This window comes from Mesorhizobium sp. M0047, from assembly GCF_040323315.1.
Lineage (GTDB): Bacteria > Pseudomonadota > Alphaproteobacteria > Rhizobiales > Rhizobiaceae > Mesorhizobium.
The window spans coordinates 221,674-245,169 of record NZ_JAMYUW010000004.1; the positions used below are offsets into that span (position 1 = coordinate 221,674).

Genomic DNA, 23,496 nt, shown 5'->3' on the forward strand with positions numbered 1-23,496 from the left:
ATGGCGGAGCTGCGGGGAGCGCTGATCGGCTGCGGCTTCTTTGCCGTCAACCAGATGCATGCCTGGCGCGACATAGCGGGCGCCTCGATCGTCGCCATCTGCGACCGCGATCCGGAACGGCTCAGGATCGTCGGCGACCAGTTCGGCATTGCGAAACGCTATACCGACGCGACCTCTCTGTTCGAAGGCGAGACGTTCGACTTCGTCGATATCGCCACCACCGCGCCCAGCCATCGTCCCCTTGTCGAGATGGCGGCCGCCCACCGCGTTCCGGCGATCTGCCAAAAGCCGTTCGCGCCGACGCTCGCCGACGCCAAGGCGATGGTGAGGGCTTGCACCGACGCAGGCGTGCCGCTGATGGTGCATGAGAATTTTCGCTGGCAGTCGCCGATCCAGGCGGTACGCGCCGTGCTCGACAGCGGCGAGATCGGCACGCCTTTCTTCGGGCGCATTTCCTTCCGCTCCGCCTATGACGTGTTTTCCGGCCAGCCCTATCTGGCGACGGGAAAGCGCTTCATCATGGAGGACCTCGGCATCCATATCCTCGACATCGCCCGCTTCCTGCTCGGCGACGTCTCGACGATCACGACACGAACGGCTCGCATCAACCAAGCGATCGCTGGTGAGGATGTCGCGACCATGCTGATGGATCATACCAGTGGCGCCACCTCAGTGGTCGATTGCAGCTACGCGACGAAGCTCGCCACCGAGCCGTTCCCCGAGACCCTGATCGAGATCGACGGCAGCGACGGAACGATCCGGCTGGCGCAGGGTTACCGGCTCACCGTCACCTGCCAGAGCGGCACGGCCGCCACCGACGTTTCGCCGCCGCTGCTGCCGTGGGCGTCGCGGCCCTGGCACAACATCCAGGAAAGCGTCGTCGCCATCCAGCAGCACTGGGTCGACTGCCTGGCAAAGGGAATTGAACCGGCGACCTCGGGCACGGACAATCTCAAGACGTTTGCGCTGGTCGAGGCCGCCTATGCCGGTGCTGCGAGCCGTCAACCGGTGCAGCTCGACGCCTTGCTGAAATGACGGCTGACGCCTTCCTGCTCTACGGCACGCGTGCGGTCGAGGCCGAGCCGATCAGGCTGAGCGCAGGCGCGCTCACCGCCGACTTCGTCAACGGCAATCTGCGCACCATTCGCCTTGGCGGCACCGAATTGCTGCGCGCCATCGCCTACATCGTCAGGGATCGCGACTGGGGCACCTATGAGCCGGCGCTGACGGACCTTGTCATCGACCAGAATGCAGACACTTTCTCGGTCGGCTATTCGGCAAATTGCACCGGGCCGGACGGAAGCCGGCTCCGCTTCCGCGCCACGATCGAAGGTTCCGCCGAGGGTCGCTTGACGTTCGATGTGAGCGCCCTGCCCGAGAGCGATTTCGAGACCAATCGCTGCGGCTTCTGCATCCTGCACCCGATCGCCGGCCTCGCCGGCGGCCCGGTGTCCGTCGAGCATACGGACGGCAGTATCGTCGCGACGAAACTTCCCGAACTGATCGACCCCTGGCAGCCTTTCAAGGATTTGCGCGCTATCACGCATGAAGTTCGGCCTGGCGTCATCGCCGAATGCCGAATGGAAGGCGACACGTTCGAGATGGAAGACCAGCGCAACTGGTCGGACGCCTCCTACAAGACTTATGTGCGACCGCTGGCGCTGCCGTGGCCCTATGTGCTGGCCGCCGGCCAGCCGGTAAGTCAGACGATCAGCCTGCGCATCACTGGTGAAGGCAAAGCGCCGGCTGCCGCCGTGGCCAGCGAACCGATCCGCGTCGAACTCGGCGAAGCTGGACCAAGGCTGCCCGATGTCGGTGTGGTCATCTATCCCGAGGATGTCGAGACGGCACTGCCGAACCTCGCCTTGCTGACGACACTCGGCCCACGACAGCTGCTGTTTCACTACGATCCGACGCGCGGCCACGGGCTCGACGCTTTGCGCGCTTTCGCCCGGCTCGCAATTGCTTACCCAGCTGAAACGACCCTCGAATGCGTCGTTGCCTGCACTGGCGACCTCGAAACCGAAATGTCAGGCGTCGCCGACCTAGTGCACCAGGCCGGGCTGAGCCTCTCGGCCATTGCGGTGTCGCCTTCGGTCGACCGGCAGTCGACGCCGCCGGGCAGTGCGTGGCCTGAGTGCCCGCCGCTCGAAGCGGTCTATGCCGCGGCGCGGCGCGCCTTTCCAGATGTCCGACTCGGCGGCGGCATGTTCAGTTATTTCACCGAGCTCAACCGGAAGCGCGTACCGGCGGACCAGCTCGATTTCATCACCCATTGCACCTGCCCGATCGTGCATGCGGCCGACGATCTCAACATCATGCAATCGCTGGAGGCGCTGCCTTTCGTCACCCAATCGGCACGAGCGATCTTCAGGACAAAACCCTACCGGATCGGTCCGTCGACGATTGCCATGCGCCAAAACCCCTATGGCGGCGCGACCAAGCCCAATCCCGGGGGACAGCGCATCGCCATGGCCGACAGCGATCCTCGTCATGCCGGCCTTTTCGCCGCAGCGTGGACGATCGGATATGCCGCGCGTGTGGCACCGGCCGGGCTGGAGATGCTGACGCTTTCCAGCTTCACCGGGCCATTCGGCGTGCTGGCGTCATCCGGGGAACCCGTCGCGGAAGGATCACCCCGGCCGATCTTCAGGGCGATCAAGGGACTTTGCGAGATGGCCGGCCTTGCGCATGTGGCGGCAAGGACGAGCGATGAGACGAAGGTGCTGGCGCTGGCAGGTCGTTCTGCCTCGGGCGAGACTATCGCGTGGCTGGCGAACCTGACGGCGGACGACGTGCCGGTCGACATTTCAGCTTTTGGCCGAGGCCACCTCGTGATGACCCCTTACGCGATAGTCCGGATCGGCTGAAGTTACTTTTCGGAGTTCATCACATAGAGCGCGCGCGAGCGCTCAAGGTGCTTGATCATCGCCTTCTCGGCGCCGTCGGCATCCTTGTTCTCGATGCGGCCGATGATCTCTTCGTGCTCGGTCAGCGTGAAGTTTTCCTTACCGGTCCAGATCAGCATTTCGGTGTGATATTCCTTCAGCCAGCCCAGCATCGCCTCGCTGACGGCGACATAGATCGGATTGCCGGAGATCGCGGCGATCTGGGTATGGAACTTCATATCGGCGGAGATGAAAGCCTCGGAATCACCGCGAAAGCCGCGCTGTTCGGCAATGGTGGCGCGCAGCCGCTGCACGTCCTCGGCGGTGGCCTTTTCGGCGGCTTCCCTGACCATGCCGCGCTCGAAGAAGATGCGCGCGGTCTTCAGATGTTCCAGCGTGTCCTTCGATGACGACAGGATGATCTTGGCCGCGCCATCGACCTGCTTGATGATCGACTTGGCTGTCAACTGAAGCACCTTGGCGCGCTCGCCATGCGAGATCGCGACGAGCCCCATATTGCTCAGCGCCTGCATCGCCTCGCGGATCGCCGGCCTGCCGACCTCGAAGCGCTCCATCAGCTCTCGCTCTGATGGCATGTCGTCGCCCGGCATCAGTTCGCCGCTGGTGATCAGGCGCTTCAGCCGCAAGAAGACCTCGTCGGAAAGCTTGCGCCGGACAATCGGTTCCGAACGGTTCATCGTCGCGAATCACTCCCTTGACCCGGCCATATCTAACACTGCCGCCACAATTCCCGGAAATTGCCCTCTGTCGATCCGCCACGGCTTCCGGATATGCCTTGCAATACTTATGTACTCATTATACCAGATTTCATACACCGGTGAACCCTTTTCGAATGCTCGGCCTGAGACAGCAGACCATGATCACCCTCACCTATCGCATCGAAACGCCTGGCAGCATCGAAGCGCTGGCCGCCAAGATCGCCAGCGACCAGTCGACCGGCACCTTCGTCGCGCTGCCCGGCGAGACCGAGGAGCTGAAGGCCCGAGTAGCGGCGCGCGTGCTGGCGATCCAGCCTCTGCCCGATGCCGAGCGGGCGTCCCTTCCCGATGCCGGCGACGGGCCGTTCAGGCGCGCCGATGTCAACATCGCCTTTCCATTCGACGCCGTCGGCACCGACCTCTCGGCGCTGATGACAATTGCGATCGGCGGCACCTATTCGATCAAGGACCTCACCGGAATTCGCGTCGTCGGCATGAAGCTGCCGGAGGATTTTCGCGGCGCGCATCCCGGCCCACAGTTCGGTGTCGCCGGCAGCCGCCGGCTGACCGGTGTGACGGACCGCCCGATCATCGGCACGATCGTCAAGCCGGCGCTCGGGCTGCGGCCGCCGGAGACGGCGGCAATGGTGGCGGAACTGATCGCCGCCGGCGTCGATTTCATCAAGGACGATGAAAAGCTGATGAGCCCGGCCTATTCGCCCCTGTCGGAACGGGTGAAGGCGATCATGCCGCTCATCCTCGATCACGAGCAGAAGACCGGCAAGAAAGTGATGTATGCCTTCGGCATCTCGCATGCCGACCCGGACGAGATGATGCGCAATCATGATCTGGTTGTGAAGGCCGGCGGCAATTGCGCTGTTGTCAACATCAATTCGATCGGTTTCGGTGGCATGGCCTTCCTGAGAAAACGCTCCAGCCTGGTGCTGCACGCCCATCGCAACGGTTGGGACATCCTCACCCGTCACCCCGGCCTCGGCATGGACTTCAAGGTCTGGCAGCAGTTCTGGCGGCTGCTCGGCGTCGACCAGTTCCAGATCAACGGCATCGCCTCGAAATACTGGGAGCCGGATGCATCCTTCGTCGAATCCTTCAAGGCGGTGACCACGCCGATCTTCTCGCCTGATGATTGCGCGCTGCCGGTTGCCGGCTCCGGCCAGTGGGGCGGCCAGGCGCCCGAGACGTACGGCCGAACCGGCCGGACGGTCGATCTCCTCTATCTCTGCGGCGGTGGCATCGTCAGCCATCCGGACGGGCCCGGCGCCGGCGTGCGTGCCGTGCAGCAAGCCTGGCAGGCGGCGGTCGACGGCATTCCGCTGGCCGACTTCGCCTTGAACCACCCTGAACTGGCGCGGTCGATCGAAAAATTCGGCGACGGCAAGGCGGCCTGAAGCCATGCAGGACCTGCTTCTCAGCTATTATGGCGACGACCTGACCGGCTCGACCGATGTCATGGAGGCGCTCGAGCTCGGCGGCGTGCCGACCGTGTTGTTCATGCGCCAGCCGGACGAGACCTTGCTGTCGCGCTTCGCCCATTGCCGGGCGATCGGACTGGCTGGCACCAGTCGCAGCGAGTCTCCACAGTGGATGGATACACATCTGCGCAAAGCCTTTGCCTGGCTGAAGACGCTCAATGCCGCGATCTGCCACTACAAGGTCTGCTCGACTTTCGATTCCAGCCCGACGATCGGCAGCATCGGCCGGGCCATCGAGATCGGCCGCTCGGTGTTCGCGCAGGCCAGTGTGCCGCTGCTGGTCGGCGCGCCGCAGCTCAAGCGCTACACCGCCTTCGGCCATCTGTTCGCCGCCTATCGCGACCAATATTTTCGCATCGACCGCCACCCGGTGATGAGCCGCCATCCGACGACGCCGATGGATGAGTCCGATCTGCTGATCCATTTGTCGCGGCAGACGGCGCTGAGCTCCGGGCTGATCGACCTTGCGACGCTGCAGTCCGCGTCGCTGGCGGCGGCGTTCGATCGTCTGACCGGAAACGGCACCGCAATCGTGCTTGTCGATGTCGACAATCTGGAAACGCAGGCCTTAGCCGGCAAGGAGCTGTGGCGCGTTCGCAAGCCGGGCGGTTCTTTTGTCGTCGGCTCGTCCGGGGTCGAGTATGCGTTGTTGGCCGAATGGGCTTCGAATGGCATCGTCAGCGCCGGACAAGGCTTCACGCCGCCGGGCGCTGCCGACCGGATAGCCGTCGTGTCGGGCAGTTGCTCACCAACCACCGAACGACAGATTCGGCATGCCCTGGCCGACGGTTTCGACGGCATTGAGGTCGATCCAGTCGAACTGCTTTCCGAGGCGTCACAGCAGGCGATCGCGCGCGCAGCGGCGAGCGGCAGAGCCAGTCTGCAAGCCGGGCGCAGCGTCATCCTCTACACCGCGCTTGGCCCCACAGCCGACAGGGGCGCCGAAATCGACCGGCAGGAAGGCGCCCGTCACAGACTTGGCCGCGGCCTCGGAGAAATCCTTCGCAGCCTTACGATCGAACAGAGCCTGCGGCGCGTGGTCGTTGCCGGCGGCGACACGTCGAGCCATGCACTTGGCGAGATGGGTGTCGATGCCCTGACAATCCGCATGCCGCTGCCTGCTTCGCCCGGTTCCCCGCTTTGCGTTGCCCATTCGCGCGTCAAGGCTATCGACGGACTGGAGGTCGCGCTCAAGGGTGGCCAGGTCGGAACCGATCGCTATTTCTCAGCCATCCGCGATGGCCTCGGCGATTGAGCCAATACTGCGTCCAGGTGCTGGCCGGCGGGAACACCTCTAGGCGTGAAATACTTCTTGCCGGGTAGAAATCCCGATAACACCCGGTATTATCTGCGAAAATGCCGAAATCGGGAGGATGCCGGTGCAGACCAAGAAGATCATCAATGACGGCAACCGCGCCGTCGACGAGATGCTGGAAGGCATCCTGGCGGCGCATCCCCGCCATCTCAAAAGCGTGGACAGCAGCCCACGCTCGATCATCGCCCGCGACGGACCGCGCCAAGGCAAGGTGGGCCTCGTGATTGGCGGCGGCTCGGGCCACGAGCCGAGCTTTCTCGGCTTCGTCGGCAAGGGATTGGCTGACGCAGCCGCCATCGGCAACGTCTTTGCCTCGCCGCCGCCAGACCCGATCCTCGAGTGCGCTAAGGCAGTTAGCGGCGGCGCCGGTGTGCTGTTCATGTACGGCAACTATGCCGGCGACGTGATGAATTTCGACATGGCCGCCGAGATGGCTGCCATGGACGACATCGAGGTGCGCACGGTGCTGAGCACCGACGACGTCGCCTCGGCACCGCGCGACCAGCGGCACAAGAGGCGCGGCGTCGCCGGCAATTTCTTCATCTTCAAAGCAGCCGGCGCCGCCTGCGACCGGATGCTGTCCTTCGACGAATGCGAGCGCATCGCCGGCAAGGCCAACGACCACACTTTCACCATGGGCGTGGCGCTGTCGCCCTGTTCGCTGCCGCAGACCCGCCGGCCGAATTTCGAGATCGAGCCGGACGAGATGGAAATCGGCATGGGCATACACGGCGAACCAGGCATTGCGCGCGGGAAGCTGAGGACGGCCGACGAGGGGGCCGACGAGATGCTGGACAGGATCCTCGACGAGATGGCGCCGGCGCGCGGCGACAAGGTCGCGGTGCTCGTCAACTCGCTCGGCTCGACGCCGCTGATGGAACTCTACATCATGAACCGGCGCGTGAAGCAGAGGCTCGACGAGATCGGTGTGTCCATCCACGCAAGCTGGGTCGGCAACTACTGCACCTCGCTCGAAATGGCGGGGGCCTCGATCACTCTGCATCGGCTTGACGGCGAGTTGCAGACGATGCTGGACCACCCGTGTGACTGCGCCATGTTTCGCGCCGGCTAACCTTCTCTGCGGCAAGGACAAAGACATGACAATCGACACTGCCCGCCTTGTTGCGATGTTCGCGGCGATCGCAAACGCCATGTCAGCCGACAGGGACAGGCTGTGCGCGCTTGACGGGGTTATCGGCGACGCCGACCACGGCATCGCGATGGAGCTTGGGTTTTCCGCGGCACGCGATGCGGTAGCCGCGCTCGACACGGCGGCCGCTGACCCGACTGCCTTGCTCAATACGGCGGCAAAGTCGTTCCTGAACGCGGTCGGCGCCTCCTCGGGTCCGCTCTATGCGACTGCGTTGATGCGTGGCGCGGCAGCCGTGAAGGGCAAGACGACGCTTGACGACGCGGAGGTGGTCGCGCTGTTCCAGGCCATGGCCAAGGGCATTCAGGATCGCGGCAAGGCTGAACCTGGCGAAAAGACGATGATCGACGCATGGGCGCCTGCAGCGCAAGCGGCGGGCGACGCGTTGGCTTCCGGCAAGGATCTGGCGGCCAGTCTCGAGGCTGCCGCGCAGGCGGCTAAGGCAGGCGCGGAAGCGACCAAGACGATGATCGCCACCAAGGGCCGGGCCTCCCGCCTCGGCGAGCGCTCGCTTGGGCATATGGACGCAGGCGCCGCGTCCGCCGTGACCGTGATCGAGGCGATGCGCGTCGCCTTGACCAGTTAACTCAGCAGGTCCCTCGCGTCAGCGCTTGGCGTCGAGCTTGTCGACGGCCTGCACGTTTGCAGCAGAGGGGCCGTTCGGATCGAACTCCGAAGCCAGCCATGCGTCGGCGATCGATTTCGCCAGTTCCGGACCGATGACGCGGGCGCCCATGGTGATGATCTGGGCGTTGTTGGACTTGGCGGCGCGCTCGGCCGAATAGGTGTCGTGGGTCAATGCCGCACGAATGCCCGGCACCTTGTTGGCGGATATGCTGACGCCGATGCCGGTGCCGCAAAACAGGATGGCCCGGTCGTACTTGCCGTCGAGAACTTCGTGGCCGACCGCGGCGGCGATATCGGCGTAGAATCCGGTCTGGCTCAGATCGACGACCTGCAACTCCGGCTTGGTCGCGAGATGCTTGGCGATGACATCGAGCAGCGGCTTGCCGGCGCTGTCGGCTCCAAGTGCGATCTTCATGACGATGAAACTCCTTTGCTTTCGTGTCGTAACATTCAGCGCGCGACGGCGGCCGACGCCTTTTTCAGAATGTCGATATAGCCTTCCGCTTGCCACGCGGAGCGGCCGATGAACAGGCCGTCGATATGCGGCTGGCCGATCAGTTCGGCCGCATTGCCGGGATTGACGCTGCCGCCGTAAAGCACAGGTGGGGCAATCGGCAATCGGTCGGCGGCAATTTTCTTGATCAGCGCCTGCTGCTTGTCGGCATAGTCGGCGCTTGCGGGAATTCCCTTCTCGCCGATCGCCCAGACCGGCTCGTAGGCAAAGAGGATTTCTGTCTTTAGCTGATCGCCGCTCAGCTCTTGCAGCGCGCCGAGAACCTGTGCCGTCAACACCGCGTCGGCGCGGCCGGATTCTCGTTCGGCCAGCGTCTCGCCGACGCAGATCAGCGGCACGAAACCGTGCCGTACCGCAGCCGCCGTCTTCAGTCCCACAGTCGCATCCGTTTCACCGAAATGCTCGCGGCGCTCACTATGGCCGAGCTCGATCAGGTCGAGCCCACAATCCTTCAACATCAGCGGCGAGATCTCCCCCGTCCAGGCGCCGGCGTCGGCCCAATGCATGTTCTGGGCACCGACCTTCACGCGGGTCTTGGCCAGCGCCGCCTTGACCTGGCGCGCGGCGGTAAACGGCGGGATGACGAAAGGCTGTATCGCCTGATCGAAACCAGGCACAAAAGCCGCCAGCGCATCGGCGAACTGCAACGCCTCCGACAGCGTCTTGTTCATCTTCCAGCTCGTGCCGACCCAATATGGGGTCATTCTTTTCTCCTTCAACGCGTGTTTTCCTAGCCACCAGTGCCGGCGTCGAGCCGGTATTTCACTCAGACTCGAGGCTTGAGGCTGTCGCGGCCACTGTCGATGTAAGGCGCCCAGAAATCCACCGACTCGCGGATCATCTCGATAACCTGACGGTCGACCGGTTCCCTCTCCCTGAAGGAAAGTTCAAGGCAAATTTCATTGTCGGTGCCACCGCCCTGCCGAACGGCATCCAGCAGCTTTTGCGGCACTATGCGGCCATCCTTGTTGTAGGCGGCCGTGAACGGCCAGTGGCCGCCCTTGTTCATCGAAGACTGCTTGATATGGATGATCGGCGACCGCAATGGAAACGCCTTCGCCCAGGCATAGGGATCGGTGTCGGCAGGGTTGGGCGAGGTCACATCGCCATGGTCGATATCGACCATCATCTGCATTGGAATGGGCAGGTTCGCCGCATCGATGGCGCCTTGCAGTGTGACGCAGCTTTCGATCGTGTGGCCGAACTCGCGGCCGACCGACATCGGCTCCCAAAACAGGTAGGACAGGCCCGCCGCCTTGGCATGTTCGGCCACCTCGCGCCAGCATTCGAGCGCGACGTCGAGAAGTGCTGCCCGCCGTTGCGGATCGTCAAAATCCTTATAGGTGAAGATGGCGAACTGCGTGCCCATGCCTGACGCGCCGAGTTCGGCGGAAATGTCGGCGAATGTCTTGAACCAGTCGACATAGTAGCGCCGGACATCCGCATCCGGGTGGCCGAAATGGTTGAGCCTGCCATAGGGTCCGGTCATGCCCGAGGTGATCCTGACGCCGGTCCTCGCCAGGGCGCTGTTGAACAGGCGCAGGAATTTGGCAATCGTTGCCGCCGGCCAGCCCGGATTGACGAATTCATGCGTCAGCTGCACGTCCCGGATGCCGATGCCATAGGCGATCGTGTCGATCAAATCGTCTGGATCGGCGAAGCGGTTGACCAGGGGATTGGTGTTGAGAGAAAGCGTGAAAGCCATCAGTCTGCAGTTGCCATGATGTTGCTGAACCAGTCTTCGAATGCGTTCCGCTCGGCTGCATTGATATGCAAGCCGTGTTTGGTGCGGCGCTCCAGGATATCGGCTGATGTGCCGGCCCATTCGGTCTCGACCAGGAACTTTGCCTCCCGTTCATAAAAATCGGGGCCGAAGCGGCGGCCGAGATCCGCCGCGCTTTGTGCACCGGCGAGCAATTGCCTGGCACGGGTTCCATAGCTTCGAGCGTAGTGCTTCACCAGCGACGGGCCGAGCCATGAAAACTCGGAATGCAAGTCGCTTAGGAACTGTTCGAAGTCTGCGTTCGGCAGGTCGCCGCCCGGCAAGGGAATTTTGGCCGTCCAGGCTTTCGTCATCGTCGGAAAGAACGGCCGGATCTTTTCCAGCGCATGTTCGGAGAGCTTGCGGAAGGTGGTGATCTTGCCGCCGAACACCGAAAGCAGTGGCGCGTTGCCATTGGAGGCGTCGAGTTCGAAAATATAGTCGCGCGTCACCGCGCTTGGATTATCGGCATTGTCGTCATAGAGCGGACGCACGCCGGAGAAGCTGTAGACCACGTCCTGAGGCGTCAGCTGCCGCTTGAAATAGCGATTGACCACCTTGATCAGGTAATCGACTTCGCTTGCCTCGGCTGCCACTTCCTCGGGCCTGCCTTCGTAGGGAATGTCGGTGGTGCCGATCAGCGCCAGATCGTTCTCGTAGGGGTTGACGAAGATCACCCGCTTGTCGTTGTTCTGGATCAGATAGGCCTGCCGTCCCTCCCAGAATTTGGGCACGACGATGTGGCTGCCCTTCACAAGGCGAACATTGCGGGTGGAATTCTGCCCAGCGACGCGGCTGACAATGTCGTTGACCCATGGCCCTGCCGCATTGATCAGTGCGCGCGCCCGGACTTTCGTGATCGCACCCGTGCGGCCATCCTGCATATCGATCGACCACAGTCCGTCTTCACGGCGCGCCGCGACACAGGCTGTGCGCGTGAGCACCTTTGCACCGCGCTGCTTGGCGTCCAGTGCGTTGAGCAGCACCAGCCGCGCATCATCGACCCAGCAGTCGGAATATTCGAAGCCGCGCTTGAATTCGTCCTTGATCGGCGCGCCTTCCGGTGACGTTCTCAGATCAAGTGTCCTTGTTCCCGGCAGCCGCTTGCGGCCGCCAAGGTGGTCGTAGAGAAACAGTCCGAGCCGGACCAGCCAGGCTGGTCTGTCTTGCGGGCTGTGCGGAAGAACGAAGCGCATCGGCCAGATGATGTGCGGCGCTGCCTCGAGTAGCACCTCACGTTCGATCAGTGCCTCGCGAACCAGCCGGAATTCATAATATTCCAGATAGCGCAGACCGCCATGCACCAGCTTGCCGGAGCGCGAGCTGGTGCCTTGAGCGAGATCGTCTTTTTCGCACAGGATAACGGACAGCCCGCGACCTGCCGCGTCACGCGCTATGCCGGCCCCATTGACGCCGCCGCCGATCACGAAGAGATCGACGACATCTGTTGTATTGCTCAAGATCTTGCTCCTGTGCGGTGCGCCATGCCCTTCCACACCGGCCGAAGCGCCCGATGCGCTGCAACGAAGGAAGGGAAGAGCGCATCGTAGGTTTGCGAAAGCGCCTCGTCATAGGCATCGCAGTCGCCGAGAAGCGGTGTGACCCATTCGGCGGCGCAGTCTTCCATGGAGCCGTAGACGCCGAGGCCAACCGCGGCCATCATCGCGGCACCTGCAGCGCCGGCTTCCTGGCGGCTGCTCGTTCGGACCTGCGCCCGTGTCGCCGCTGCGATGATGCGACGTAGGGACGGGCTGCGCGCGGCGCCGCCCGACAGCCGAATCTCGCTCGGCACGGGACCCATTGCCTGGTAGCAATCGCGCGCCGCGAAGGCCAATCCCTCGAGGACGGCGCGCGCCAGATCGCCAAAGCCGTGCTTGACCGAAAGGCCGATGAATCCCGCGCGCGCGTCGGGGTCGACGAATGGCCCTCTTTCGCCGGCCAACGATATGTAAGGCTGGTAAATCAGCGATCCCGGCTCGGATGCTTCCACCCAGACATCGAGTGCCTTCAGCAACTCGTCATGAGAAGGTTTGCCACCACCCGTGGCGAGCACGTCGCGCGCCAGGCCAAGCAGCCAGTCGATGTTGAGCGTCGCCGCCATGTTGGACTGCAATTGTGCGAAGCCGCCTGGAATAGGCATGGCGATGGTGTAGCCGGAGCCATCATCGTTCAGCACGACATCGCCGGGAGCGGCTGCGAAGCGCGTGTGGATGCCGGTCGAGCCAATCACCGTGCAGCCGACATTGCCTGAGGGATCATAGAGGCCGGCTCCGAGAGCCGTCATGACCATATCCACGTAACCCAGCACCACCGGCGTGCCTGCGAGCAGGCCGGTCTCTGCTGCCGCCGATCGCGACAGCGCATGATGGTCGGTGGTGCCTTCCAGCATGGGAGGCAGAAGGCGGCGATGCGTCGTCAGATCCAGGATGTCGAGGACCTCGTCGGAATAGGTGCGCGACCGAAAATCGCCGAAAGTGAATGTTCCTTCGGACGGATCGGTGGCGCGTTCGCCCGTCAACTTGAAATAGAGCCAATCCTTGCAATGCAATGCGGTGGCAGCCCGCTCCAGCATGGCCGGACTGTTCTTTTTCATGAAGGCAAGCTGGGCACCCTGCTGGCAGGAATTAAGCCCCGTGCCGGTCAGCTCGAATCGCCTGCGATCGCGGGGATCGGCACGCATCTCGTCCACCAAATGTCCGGCGCGGGCGTCAAGCCACAGCCATGCGCGCGAGACAGGCAAGCCGTAGCCATCGATCAGCCAGGTTCCGTCGCCCTGCCCGGTGATCGCAACCGCCGCGGCTCGTTGCGCGAGGTCGGGGATCTTGGCCGCGAGATCGCGAACGGTCCGCGCCATGTCGCGCCAGGTCTGCTCAAGGTCCTGCTCGGCACCGCCGCCTTCCAGTGTGACGAAGCTGTTGGGTACCGACGTCATGGCGAGCTGCCGCCCGGACAGATCGAAAGCGACCGATTTGATCACTGACGTTCCCGCGTCGATGCCGATCAGCAGGTCTTTCATGCCGCAAATTCCGGTTGGTTAAGAAGGCAGTTCACGAGGGCAGTCTCGCAGAAGAGGCAGGGAGTGTCCTCAAGGACACCCCCTGTTCAGGTTCACTCCGACAGCACGAAGGGTGCAGTGTACTTGTCGACATTGTCCTTGGTGATGAGTAGGCAATCGAACAGCTGCTTCTCGGTCGCCGCGCCAGTGGCGCCCGTCTTGATGAACGAGTCCGCCTGTTGCACGGCCTTGGCCGAGAAGATGGCAACCGGCTGCAGCACAGTGTACTGCAGTTCGCCGGACTTGATCGCCGCAACCGCATCCGGGGAGCCGTCGAAGCCGCCGACCTTGATACCAGCCAGCTTGCCGGCTTCCTTCAGCGCCGCAACCGCGCCAAGAGCCATTTCGTCATTGCCGCTGATCACGGCGATGATATCGGGATTGGCCTGCAGCATGCTCTGCATCTTGTCGTGGCCCTGGGTACGATCCCAGTTGGCGACCTGCGAAGCGGCCTTTTCGAGATCTGGATACTGGCTCAGCACAGTCGCGTAACCGTTCGAGCGCGTCGCGGCGTTGTTGTCCGACGGAGCGCCGAGCAGTTCGACATATTTGCCCTTTTCGCCGACTGCCTGCACCCACTGCTGGGCACCGAGAGCTGCACCCTGCGCGTTGTTGGAGACGAGCTGCCCCTTGGCGAGGCCCTCCTGGTTGATCTCGGCATTGACGAGGAAAACCGGGATGTTGGCGGCAATCGCCTTCTTCACCGCACCGACGGAGCCGTCAGCGTTGGCCGGATCGAGAATGATGGCCACCGACTTGTTGGTGATGGCGGTGTCGATCAGGTTGCTTTCCGTGTTGGTGTCGCCCTTGTGGGCGCCGACATTGGCCGTATAGCCGAGCTTCTCGGCCTCTGCCTTGGCGACGTTGCCCTCGGTGAGCCAGTAGGGATTGGCCGGATCGTTGACGATGATCGAGATCAGACCCGCGGCAGAAGCGGCGGCCGTGAACCCGACGACCATCGCGGCCGCAAGCAGACTTTTCAGTATGGTTTTCATGTATATTCCTCCAATGATTACGCGGTGTTGCTGCCAGTTCACCTGGCAGTCTTCCCTTGGGCAGGATTGGCCGCTTCGGCCTTCCCCCGTTTCTGAGAAGTCGGTTGGCCACCTGTCGCGCTTAGGAGCTTGCTGCGGCGGCGATACTGAACGGCATTGAGCAGCACGGCGAGCACGATGACCGCGCCCGTGAACACTGTCTGCCAGTAGGATGAGATGCCGATGATCACGAGACCGTCGGACAGGAAGCCGATGACGAAGGCCCCGAGCAGGGTTCCGCGGATGTTGCCGCGCCCGCCGGTCAGTGCCGCGCCGCCGATGACGACGGCCGCGATGGCCGTCAGTTCGTAGGTGGTGCCCGCGGTCGGTCCTGCCGATGTCAGCTGCGAGGACAGGATCAGGCCGGCAATGGCGGCGCAGATGCCTGACAGCACATAGACGGAAATCTGCACCGTCTTGACCGGAACGCCGGACAGTTCGGCCGCGCGTTCATTGCCGCCCGAGGCATAGAGCCAGCGCCCGAAGGCGGTGCGGTTCAAGACGATGCTGCCGATGAGCGCGATGACCACGAGAACCACCACGCCGGTCGGCACGCCGAACAGGCGGTTGAAGCCAAGCGCATCGAAGCCGGTGTTTCCCAGCTCCGGTTTACCACCGAGATTGTTGTAGGTCAGGCCACTGGTCATCAGCAGCGCCAGGCCGCGCGCCATGTACATGACGCCCAGTGTCGCGACGAAGGCCGGAACCTTGAAGCGCGCGATGAGCACGCCGTTGATCAGCCCGACGACGGCGCCCAGCATGCAGGCAAGCACGGCGACCACCCAGACCGGCGGATAGAGAACGACGCCCAGCCAGGTCAGCGTCACGCCCTGCATCAGGAAACCGGCAACCACACCGGCAAGCCCGAGCGTCGATCCCACCGACAGGTCGATGCCGCCATTGAGGATGACGAGCAGCATGCCGACAGCGAGAATTCCGAAGATGGCGACATGCGAGGCCATGGTCAGGAAATTCGCCACCGAGAGGTAGTAGGGGGACAGGAACGAGAAGACGACGATGATCACGATCAGGGCAAAGAAAGCGCGGCCCTCGAGCAGCAGCTTGGCGAGATCGAAGCCTTCGCCGCCCGCGCTTGGACTGGATTGTTTTCTGGCCTGGCTGACATCGGTCATGGTCTGGGCTCCGAAATTCCTGGTGATCAGGCGACCACGGCTTCGCCGGAGGCGGCCATGATCTGCTCTTTGGTGGAGTTGGCGCCGAACTGGGCTGAAATCCTGCCCCGGCGCATGACGACGACGCGGTGCGCGATGCTGAGGCACTCGTTGACCTCAGAGGTCGAGAAGACGACCGCAAGGCCCTGCGCGGCGCGTTCGCTGAGCAAGCGGAAAACCTCGGCCTTGGCGCCGACATCGATGCCGCGGCTTGGCTCGTCGAGAAGGATGACCTTGGGGTTGGTCGTCAGCATCTTGCCGATAACGACCTTCTGCTGATTGCCGCCCGAAAGCGATCCGATCATGGCGTTGCCACCGGCGGTCTTGATGGTCACCTTGCGGATCGAATCCTCGACCAGCCCACGCTCCCTGGTGCGGGACAGAAATAGCCCCTTTGCGAACGCTTCGATGCTGGCAAGCGAGAGATTGCGGCCGACGGTCATGGTCTGCACCAGCCCGTCGCGCTGACGGTCCTCGGGGACCAACACCAGACCCTTGGCGATGCGCTGGGCAATACTCAGTCCCGAGACGTCCTCGCCTTCCAGAAGCGCGCGGCCGCCCGCCATCGGTACCCGTCCGGCGACGGCTTCCAGCAATTCCGTGCGCCCGGCGCCCATCAGCCCATAGATGCAGACGATCTCGCCCGCTCTCACGTCCAGCGACAGATGATCAACGACGGAATAACCGGAGCCCGAAGTGTCGACGACGCTGACATCCTCGATCGACAGGGCGACCTCGCCGAACGCATGACCGGTCGGCGGCGAGCCGAGATCGAAGTTCTCGCCGACCATGTTTCGCACGATCCATTCGAGGTCGATATCCTTGGCTTCGGCCGTCGCCGTTATTGCCCCGTCGCGCAGGACGACGGCGTAATCGGTGATCTGCAGGGCTTCTTCGAGGTGATGCGATATGTAGACGATGGAAACGCCACGGCTGGTCAAATCGCGGATCACCTTGAACAGCACCTCCACCTCGGTCGCGCTGAGCGCCGAGGTCGGTTCGTCCATGATCAGGATGCGCGAATCGACCGACAGCGCCCGCGCGATCTCGACGATCTGCTGTTGGCCCAGCCGCAGATCCTCGACCAGGGTCATCGGATCGATGTCCTCTTCGAGATCGGCCATCAGTGCGCGCGCCTGGCGCGATTCCTCGGCGAAATCGAGGCCGGTTCTGGTGCGCAGTTCGCGGCCCATGAAGATGTTGTCGCGTACGCTCAGGTTCGGCGCCAGGCTGAGTTCCTGGTGGATGATCGAGATGCCGCGATCGCGCGCGTCCGAGGACGACGAAAAACTGACGAGATTGCCGTCGAGCACGATGTCGCCGGATGTCGGCGTGATCACGCCGGACAGGATCTTCATCAGCGTCGACTTGCCGGCGCCATTTTCTCCGAACAGCGTCGTGACCTTGCCGCGATGGATGTCGAAATTGACGCCCCTGAGGGCATGGACGCCGCCATACGACATGACGATGTTGCGCGCCGAAAGCACGGCGTCGCCATTCGCAGCCAGTTTCATTTGACGTCCAGCCTCACGGGAGTGACCAGCCAGCTCTTCGGATTGACCAGCTTGAACGCGCCGACAACCGAAATGGTCTTGCCGGCCAAGGTGCTCGTGTCGACCTTTGCCAGGACTTCCTTCTTCATCTCGTTGTTCAGCGCCGAGCCGGCGTCCTGGTATTCGATCTGGTTGGTGAATTGGCCGAATGTGATCTTGCCGGTGGCGTCGCGCAGTTCGGTGCCGTTGATCGCCGGTCCCGTCTGCACGCGGATCATCAACGTGTCGGGCAAACCGTCGACTGCGACCTTGTAGATGCCCGATTTTCCTTCGCCGACAACGCCGGTGAACTTGACCGAAATGACTGGCCCGACACCTGCGGGCACGCCGTATTCCTTCTCGGCCGTCGCCCTGTCCTTGGCGATCGCCGTCGCCACTGTCACGGCGTCGGCGGCACGGGTCTCGACATCGGCCTGCACCTTGGGAAATTCCGACTTGCCGTAATCCGCGGCGGAGAAGACGGCGCTGCGGACGTCACCGGCGGAGCCGATCCTGACCACCTTGGTGTCGAGCGCCATGGCGCCAAGCAGGACAACGACCGCGACGCCAGCCAGTATCCGACGCAAGCCGGGCGAGGCCTGCCGGGTCGATGCGGTGGCAGCCTTCGCACTCATGACGCAACCACCTGCAAGGCAGATCTGCCGTTGTCACGCATTTGACGATCCTCCGTTCACATGGGGCTTTGCACCATTGGACTGGTTCTTTTCGACAAGAGCGCGTGCAGTGCTTTCATCGGTGATCAGGCCGCTCAGATAGCGGCTTTCGAGCACCGCTTTGATCGCGCGCACTTTCACCTTGCCGCCGGCGACGGCGACAATCCTACGGCCTTTCAACTGATCCCGCGGAAGCGCCAGAATTCTCTCCGACAGCGCCGTTTCCACCGGGCGTCCCTTGTCATCGAAGAAGTGGGCGAGCAGCTCGCCAACGCCACCGTCACGTTTGACCTCATCGATTTCGGAATGTTCGATCATGCCGGTAGCGACCAGCGAGGCTTCCCGCATGGCGGTTCCTATGCCGACGAACATCAGGTCGGATCGGCTTGCGAGAGCGAAGACATCGCTAATGCCGCGCTGGCCAAGCAGCACCTCACGGTCCTCGGCAGTGTTGGCGACGAAAGGCACCGGCATCACATAGGCCTGCGCGCCTGTCCGCTCGGCCAGGCGATGCATGACATCGTGCGGGTTGGCCGCGAATTTGCGCGTCACGCCGCCAAGCAGCGAGACGAAACGGATATGGGCGGCGGCGGTGCGCGTCAGATACTCGACGCTTGCCGCGAGGGTACGACCATGGCCGACGCCGATCAGCATGTCCTCGCCGCGATCGATCTCGCGCTTCAGAAACTGCGCGCCGGCGATGCCAAGCGCCTTCAGCGGCAGATCGTCCTGATCGAGATCAGGAACGACCTCGCAGTAATCGAGCCCATAAGCATCGATCAGCTGCTGCTCGAGGTCGATGCATTCGCCGACGTCGCCGTCGATAATCACTCTGACCAGGCCATCCTGAGTGGCCCGGGTGATGAGCCGATGCGCCTTGAGGCTGGTCAAACCGAGCCGTTTGGCCACCTGGGCCTGTGTGAGACCGCCGGCATAGTGAAGCCAGGCCGCGCGGGTGGCGAGGCTGGATTCATGGTCGCGGTTAGCGGTTCCGCCGGATTTCAAGCCATTTCCTCCCCAGGATGATATTATTATCTTTGTGTGCAAAAATTTTCACATCCCTGCATCGCTGTCAATCCCTCGCCGGATTTGGCCTACGGGGAATTCTGTGTGGCCCTATTAGGAGGTCTGCATATTGGGTGATCATAATGATGTGTTATTTTAACGTCAATCGATGTTATCTCGCTTCAATGCCATCGAGACAGCAACCGGCATTTGCTGCCGATCTTCAAACTAAATGTCTGTTTTCAATCATTTATGCCCGGCGGCACATAAATCCCAATCAGGCTGTGTTGCGGTGTGTTGCACATGCGACGGAGCCATGGGCAAACCGATAGAATTGCCTTGAGAAAAGCCATCGGCATTGCCCGATGACGCGATCAGGCCAGCCGCATCAGGTTGCGGCCCTTGAGCTCCACAACGGCGGCTTCGACTTCCCGCGCAATGCGCCCAGCACTCCAGCCCAACGCCCTTCCGGCGATCGACGCGATCTCCTGCAGGTCCCGGCCTGTCAGGGAACCTGATATCGCCAGGGTGCTGCGACGCATGACGATATCAGTCAGATGTTCCACGAACTCGCTGCGGACGATGTAGTCGATTTCCGATTTTCTGTAGCCTTCGGAATCCGGCAGATCGCCCTTATCGTCCAGTTCGTGCCCGGCAATCTCCAGGGCTCTGGTTCCGTAGCGCGACAGCAATTCATCGAGACGCCGTTCCGCGATGCCCGTTTCCGACCATGCCCGGGCCAGCCAGTCTGCGCGTGCCGCCGCATCGGCTGGAAAATCCCTGCCGCCGCCAATTGGCATGGCTTGCGTTGAGACCTCGCGCTTGCGCTGCAGGCGACCGAGCACGGTGCCGGCGACTTCCTCTGCAAAGCCACGGAACGTTGTCCATTTGCCGCCGACCAGCGAGATAACCGCGAAAGGTCTGTTCTGGTCCGGCTCGGCGATCGGTGACGAGTGATCGCGGCTGATCAGCCCGGGCACCGATGCATCCGAGGAAGGCAGCGGCCTGATGCCGCTATAGACGTAGACGATCTGCTCGCGCTCGAATGCCATGCCCGGCAGCAGCGTTCGCACGCTGTCGAGCAGGTACTCGACTTCGTCAGGCTCGCAGCGCACCTCGTCGGGATTGTCGGCCTTGATGTCGGTTGAGCCGACCAGCGCCAAGCCGAGATAGTCGTAGACGAGGCAGATACGGCCGTCGTCGGCCTCGAAATAAAGCATGCGCCCGGCAAGGCTTTTGACCAGTTCGTCGTGCCTCAGCAGGATGTGAGAGCCCTTGGTGCCGCCGATCATCTTCGAGGGCGCGCCAAGCAGATCGTTGACACGATCGATCCATGGACCGGCGGCATTGACCACCAGCTTCGGCCGCACCGAAAAGGCGGCGCCGTTTTCCGGCTGGAATGTCAGTACGCCATTGGACGAGGCCACCAGCGCCGTGTAATTCGCGCTGGCCGAGGCCGCGTTCGCCTGCAGCCCATCGAGGATCAGTTCGAGCACCAGCCTTTCGGGGTGGCTTATCTTGGCGTCGTAGTAGGTGCCGGTGGCGACGATCGAAGGGTTGAGCGCCGGCATCCCGCTGAGCGCCTGGCGCCGCCCGACCATGCGGTGGCGCGGCATGACCCGGTTTCGCGAGCCATAGAAATCATAGATCATCAGGCCGATCTTGATCAGGATGGCGCCGCGGCTGCGCGGTGCGCTGGTCGAGCCGAACAGCGTTCGCAGCGCCGCCAGCATGCCCTTGCTCCAGGAGAAGATCGGGATGACGGTCGGCAGCGGACTGACATAATGCGGCGCGTTCTTCAAAAGCAGATTGCGTTCGAGCGTCGACTGCGCCACCAGACCGAACTCGCCGGTTTCGAGATATTTCAAACCGCCATGAATGAGCCGCGACGGCGCGGCACTGGTGCCCGCGCCGAAGTCGCTCTTGTCCACGATCAGGCAGCTGACGCCTTGTGCGCACAGATCGCGAAACAGGCCCGCCCCGTTGATGCCGGCGCCGAGAATGACGACGTCGACCTCGCCTGTCCCGGCCATGGCAGCCAAACGCCCTGCGGGGTTTCCCGTACGTGCTGCTTCCGTTGGGTTCATGGCGCTTTCGTCTTGACGATGCGCAGCTTGACGCCGGCCCGTTCGAGGGCTTGCGCCCGCGCATCGCCCAAGCCTTCGGTCGCCAGCACGACGTCGAAGCTGGTCAGGTCGTCGAAGACGTGCAGCGCGATCCTGTCGAACTTTGCGTGATCGACCAGAAGGATGCGCTTGACCGATGCGGCCATCATCGCCTGCTTGACCCGCACGACATTGGGATCCTGGATGAAGGCGGTGGTTCCGGTGATGGCCGAAGCCGAACAGATCAGCACATTGGCGCGCAATTGCGCCACGGCGTTCTCGCAGACGATGCCGATATAGGCATTGTAGGTGACGTGGTACTGGCCGCCGAGACAGATGAAGTCGATGTCGTCGACATTGGTCAGCAGCGACGCCGTCGCCACCGAATTGGTGATGACGGTCAGCGGCTTGACGTCGAGCAGCAGCGTGGCGACGGCGTTTGCCGTCGAGGAATCGTCCAGCATCACCACCTGGCCGGCTTCGACATAATCCAGTGCCGCCCGCGCCAGCGCATCCTTTTCAGCCCGATTGACCGTCACCCGATAGCGGAAGGCGCTTTCGTAGAGGCCGGACGGCTGAACCGTCACCGCACCATGCAGCTTGCGCAATACGCCCTGCTGGGCCAGCCGGTCGATGTGCCGGTGGATGGTCATGCGCGATACGCCGAAATGCTCGACCAGATCGTCGATGCGCACCTGGCCGAGCTTGATCACATAGTCGGCGATCTCTTCGCGTCGTTCGTCGGCCTTGATCATGCGGTTCCCCCAGTGTCTGGCCGCGCCAGCTTCTCGATCTCGGACCAATGCGGTTCGAGCGCACCGGCTATGCGGCCATAGAGGGAAAAGCGCTCGTTGAACACAGCACTTGAGGCCGGCACTGGCTCGTATTGGCGCGCCGTCATGCCGGCCTGCGTGGCACCTTGTTGCGGCGTCGCGAATATGCCGACCGCGGCACCCGCGCAAAGGGCAGCGCCAAAGGCCGCGGCCTCGTCAGTCGAGGTGATGGTGACCGGGGCGTTCAGCACATCGGCAAACATCTGGACAAAAGCCGGATTGCGCGAACCGCCGCCGGTTAGGCGGATCTCGCTGATAGGAAAGCCCTCGCGCAAGGCTTCGACATGGGTGCGATGATTGAAAGCAATGCCCTCCAGAACCGCCTTGAGCATATCGCCGCGATCGTGCCAGCCGTGAAGGCCGACAAAGCTGCCACTGGCGACATCGCCAAACGGGGAGCCGAACAGATAGGGGTGAAACAGGATGGTCGACCGCTTCTTCAGCGCCACGTCGATCTCTGCTGCCAGCAACTCATGGATCGAGCCGCCATCGACCGATGCCTTTTCCTGCTCCGAACGGCAAAACGTGTCGAGAAACCAGTCATAATTTGCGGTCGAGGCCGGCGAGATCGCCATATTGTTCCAACGGCCCGCGTCGATGGCGTTGCGGCAGAACCAGCGCGGGTCGACGCGCGGTTCCGAAGAGACGACTTCGTTGATGGAATAGGTCCCGGCGACGATGGCGAGCACGCCCTCCTCATGGCCGCCCATGCCGAGGGCGGAGGCGGTCACGTCGTGCAGGCCGCACGCGACGGGTGTCCCCTTGCGAAGGCCAGTCACTTCGGCGGCCTCAGCAGTGACGTGGCCGACTATGTCAGCCGAATGCGCCATCGGCGGCAGCGCGTCGAAAAGACCGTCCAGTCCGAAGATGCGCATCGCTTCCGGCGCGAAGGCTTGCGTGCGGACATCCGTGAATGAGGTGCTGGCCTCGGTACGGTCGGTGCCGATCGTGCCCGACAGGCAAAAGCGCAGCCAGTCCTTGCAGGCCAGTATATGCCAGATGCGCCCGTAGCGGTCTGGCTCGTTCTTCCTGATCCAGGCTAGCAGCGCCGATGGCGCCGAGACGTGCGGCACCTGGCCGGTGCGCGCCAACGCATCTTCGAAGACCCCGTCCGCCGACCATTGTTCTACAATCTCGCCGGCGCGGCTGTCGAGCGACAGGATTCCAGGTCCCAGCGGCCGACGATCCTGGTCGAGCAGGTAGAGACCGTCGCCATGCGCGGTCGCCGCCACCGCCCTGATATCGTCTGCCGGGCGGCCACAGAGGGCGATCGCCTCCTTGATTGCGTCGGCGGTGGCCTGCCAGAGGCCGGCCATGTCGCGCTCCACCCAGCGCGCATGGGGCATCGATTGCGGCACCCGCCGACGCGCCACGGACAACTGAGTGCCATCGGTATCGAAGATCACCGCCTTGGTAACCGTGAGACCGTTATCGATTCCGAGCAAACTGGGCACGGTCACCGCCTCTTTCAGCGACTGGCAATGCGCACTGCAAGCTTATCCTGCAGGCTGGGGCAAGGGTGACAGACATAGCGGCGATCGACGAGCAACGGTGATACAAAAGCGATGGCATCCAACGGATTAACGAACCATACCGCGATGTTAACTTAACGTCAATC

At 62.9% G+C, this 23,496-nt stretch carries 20 protein-coding genes; 6 read left to right on the forward strand and 14 right to left on the reverse strand.

The window, feature by feature from the left end; translation table 11 throughout:
* Both NKJ89_RS05745 and apnL read left to right on the forward strand, forming a co-directional pair.
* Positions 1 to 1,035: a Gfo/Idh/MocA family protein gene (locus NKJ89_RS05745; protein ID WP_352600661.1), complete on the forward strand. Its 1,035-nt coding sequence runs from the start codon at positions 1 to 3 to the stop codon at positions 1,033 to 1,035.
* Complete coding sequence (gene apnL / locus NKJ89_RS05750) at positions 1,032 to 2,870, forward strand: D-apionate lactonase (RefSeq protein ID WP_352600663.1); 1,839 nt, start codon at positions 1,032 to 1,034, stop codon at positions 2,868 to 2,870. The genes NKJ89_RS05745 and apnL overlap by 4 nt, the downstream gene beginning before the upstream one ends.
* A gap of 2 nt (positions 2,871 to 2,872) precedes the next feature.
* On the opposite strand, the gene NKJ89_RS05755 is transcribed toward apnL, so the two are convergent.
* Positions 2,873 to 3,586: a transcriptional regulator NanR gene (locus NKJ89_RS05755; protein ID WP_352600665.1), complete on the reverse strand. Its 714-nt coding sequence runs from the start codon at positions 3,584 to 3,586 to the stop codon at positions 2,873 to 2,875.
* A 179-nt stretch (positions 3,587 to 3,765) separates the two neighbouring features.
* On the opposite strand from NKJ89_RS05755, the gene oiaX reads away from it, so the two are divergent.
* From oiaX to dhaL, 4 genes are all read left to right on the forward strand, one after another.
* Positions 3,766 to 5,016, forward strand: a complete 1,251-nt coding sequence (oiaX, locus tag NKJ89_RS05760) for a 3-oxo-isoapionate-4-phosphate decarboxylase OiaX (protein ID WP_352600778.1) — start codon at positions 3,766 to 3,768, stop codon at positions 5,014 to 5,016.
* Positions 5,017 to 5,020: 4 nt separating this feature from the next.
* A complete protein-coding gene (locus tag NKJ89_RS05765; protein ID WP_352600668.1) occupies positions 5,021 to 6,355 on the forward strand; it encodes a four-carbon acid sugar kinase family protein in 1,335 nt (444 codons plus the stop codon).
* Between the two features lie 124 nt (positions 6,356 to 6,479).
* Complete coding sequence (locus NKJ89_RS05770; RefSeq protein WP_352600670.1) at positions 6,480 to 7,487, forward strand: dihydroxyacetone kinase subunit DhaK; 1,008 nt, start codon at positions 6,480 to 6,482, stop codon at positions 7,485 to 7,487.
* A 25-nt stretch (positions 7,488 to 7,512) separates the two neighbouring features.
* Complete coding sequence (gene dhaL / locus NKJ89_RS05775) at positions 7,513 to 8,151, forward strand: dihydroxyacetone kinase subunit DhaL (RefSeq protein WP_352600672.1); 639 nt, start codon at positions 7,513 to 7,515, stop codon at positions 8,149 to 8,151.
* Between the two features lie 18 nt (positions 8,152 to 8,169).
* Here the strand turns inward: dhaL and derI are convergent, their stop codons facing one another.
* The 13 genes from derI to NKJ89_RS05840 form a co-directional block, all read right to left on the reverse strand.
* Complete coding sequence (gene derI, locus NKJ89_RS05780) at positions 8,170 to 8,607, reverse strand: D-erythrulose-4-phosphate isomerase (protein ID WP_352600674.1); 438 nt, start codon at positions 8,605 to 8,607, stop codon at positions 8,170 to 8,172.
* Positions 8,608 to 8,642: 35 nt separating this feature from the next.
* On the reverse strand, positions 8,643 to 9,410 hold the full coding sequence (locus tag NKJ89_RS05785) for a triose-phosphate isomerase (protein WP_352600676.1): 768 nt from the start codon (positions 9,408 to 9,410) through the stop codon (positions 8,643 to 8,645).
* Positions 9,411 to 9,472: 62 nt separating this feature from the next.
* Positions 9,473 to 10,411 carry a sugar phosphate isomerase/epimerase family protein gene (locus NKJ89_RS05790; RefSeq protein ID WP_352600678.1) on the reverse strand — a complete coding sequence of 313 codons (939 nt, stop codon included), beginning with the start codon at positions 10,409 to 10,411 and terminating at the stop codon, positions 9,473 to 9,475.
* The gene (locus NKJ89_RS05795) at positions 10,411 to 11,928 is read right to left on the reverse strand and encodes a glycerol-3-phosphate dehydrogenase (protein WP_352600680.1); all 1,518 of its coding nucleotides are present in this window, start codon (positions 11,926 to 11,928) and stop codon (positions 10,411 to 10,413) included. Before NKJ89_RS05795 ends, NKJ89_RS05790 begins: the two co-directional genes overlap by 1 nt.
* Entirely contained in the window at positions 11,925 to 13,484 is a 1,560-nt protein-coding gene (locus NKJ89_RS05800) for an FGGY-family carbohydrate kinase (RefSeq protein WP_352600681.1), read from the reverse strand. Before NKJ89_RS05800 ends, NKJ89_RS05795 begins: the two co-directional genes overlap by 4 nt.
* Positions 13,485 to 13,576: 92 nt before the next feature.
* Entirely contained in the window at positions 13,577 to 14,518 is a 942-nt protein-coding gene (locus tag NKJ89_RS05805) for a D-ribose ABC transporter substrate-binding protein (RefSeq protein ID WP_352600683.1), read from the reverse strand.
* Between the two features lie 38 nt (positions 14,519 to 14,556).
* Positions 14,557 to 15,690, reverse strand: a complete 1,134-nt coding sequence (locus tag NKJ89_RS05810; protein ID WP_352600685.1) for an ABC transporter permease — start codon at positions 15,688 to 15,690, stop codon at positions 14,557 to 14,559.
* 26 nt (positions 15,691 to 15,716) lie between these two features.
* Positions 15,717 to 17,243, reverse strand: a complete 1,527-nt coding sequence (locus NKJ89_RS05815; RefSeq protein ID WP_352600687.1) for a sugar ABC transporter ATP-binding protein — start codon at positions 17,241 to 17,243, stop codon at positions 15,717 to 15,719.
* Positions 17,240 to 17,800: a DUF2291 family protein gene (locus tag NKJ89_RS05820; RefSeq protein WP_502904089.1), complete on the reverse strand. Its 561-nt coding sequence runs from the start codon at positions 17,798 to 17,800 to the stop codon at positions 17,240 to 17,242. The genes NKJ89_RS05815 and NKJ89_RS05820 overlap by 4 nt, the downstream gene beginning before the upstream one ends.
* Before the next feature lie 129 nt (positions 17,801 to 17,929).
* Positions 17,930 to 18,940: a sugar-binding transcriptional regulator gene (locus NKJ89_RS05825; protein WP_352600691.1), complete on the reverse strand. Its 1,011-nt coding sequence runs from the start codon at positions 18,938 to 18,940 to the stop codon at positions 17,930 to 17,932.
* A gap of 374 nt (positions 18,941 to 19,314) precedes the next feature.
* Complete coding sequence (locus NKJ89_RS05830; RefSeq protein WP_245266393.1) at positions 19,315 to 20,973, reverse strand: glycerol-3-phosphate dehydrogenase/oxidase; 1,659 nt, start codon at positions 20,971 to 20,973, stop codon at positions 19,315 to 19,317.
* A 50-nt stretch (positions 20,974 to 21,023) separates the two neighbouring features.
* Positions 21,024 to 21,800 (reverse strand): DeoR/GlpR family DNA-binding transcription regulator, encoded by a 777-nt coding sequence (locus NKJ89_RS05835; protein WP_031259448.1) that lies wholly within the window; start codon positions 21,798 to 21,800, stop codon positions 21,024 to 21,026.
* The gene (locus NKJ89_RS05840) at positions 21,797 to 23,332 is read right to left on the reverse strand and encodes an FGGY-family carbohydrate kinase (RefSeq protein WP_352600693.1); all 1,536 of its coding nucleotides are present in this window, start codon (positions 23,330 to 23,332) and stop codon (positions 21,797 to 21,799) included. The genes NKJ89_RS05835 and NKJ89_RS05840 overlap by 4 nt, the downstream gene beginning before the upstream one ends.
* Positions 23,333 to 23,496 lie beyond the last annotated feature (164 nt).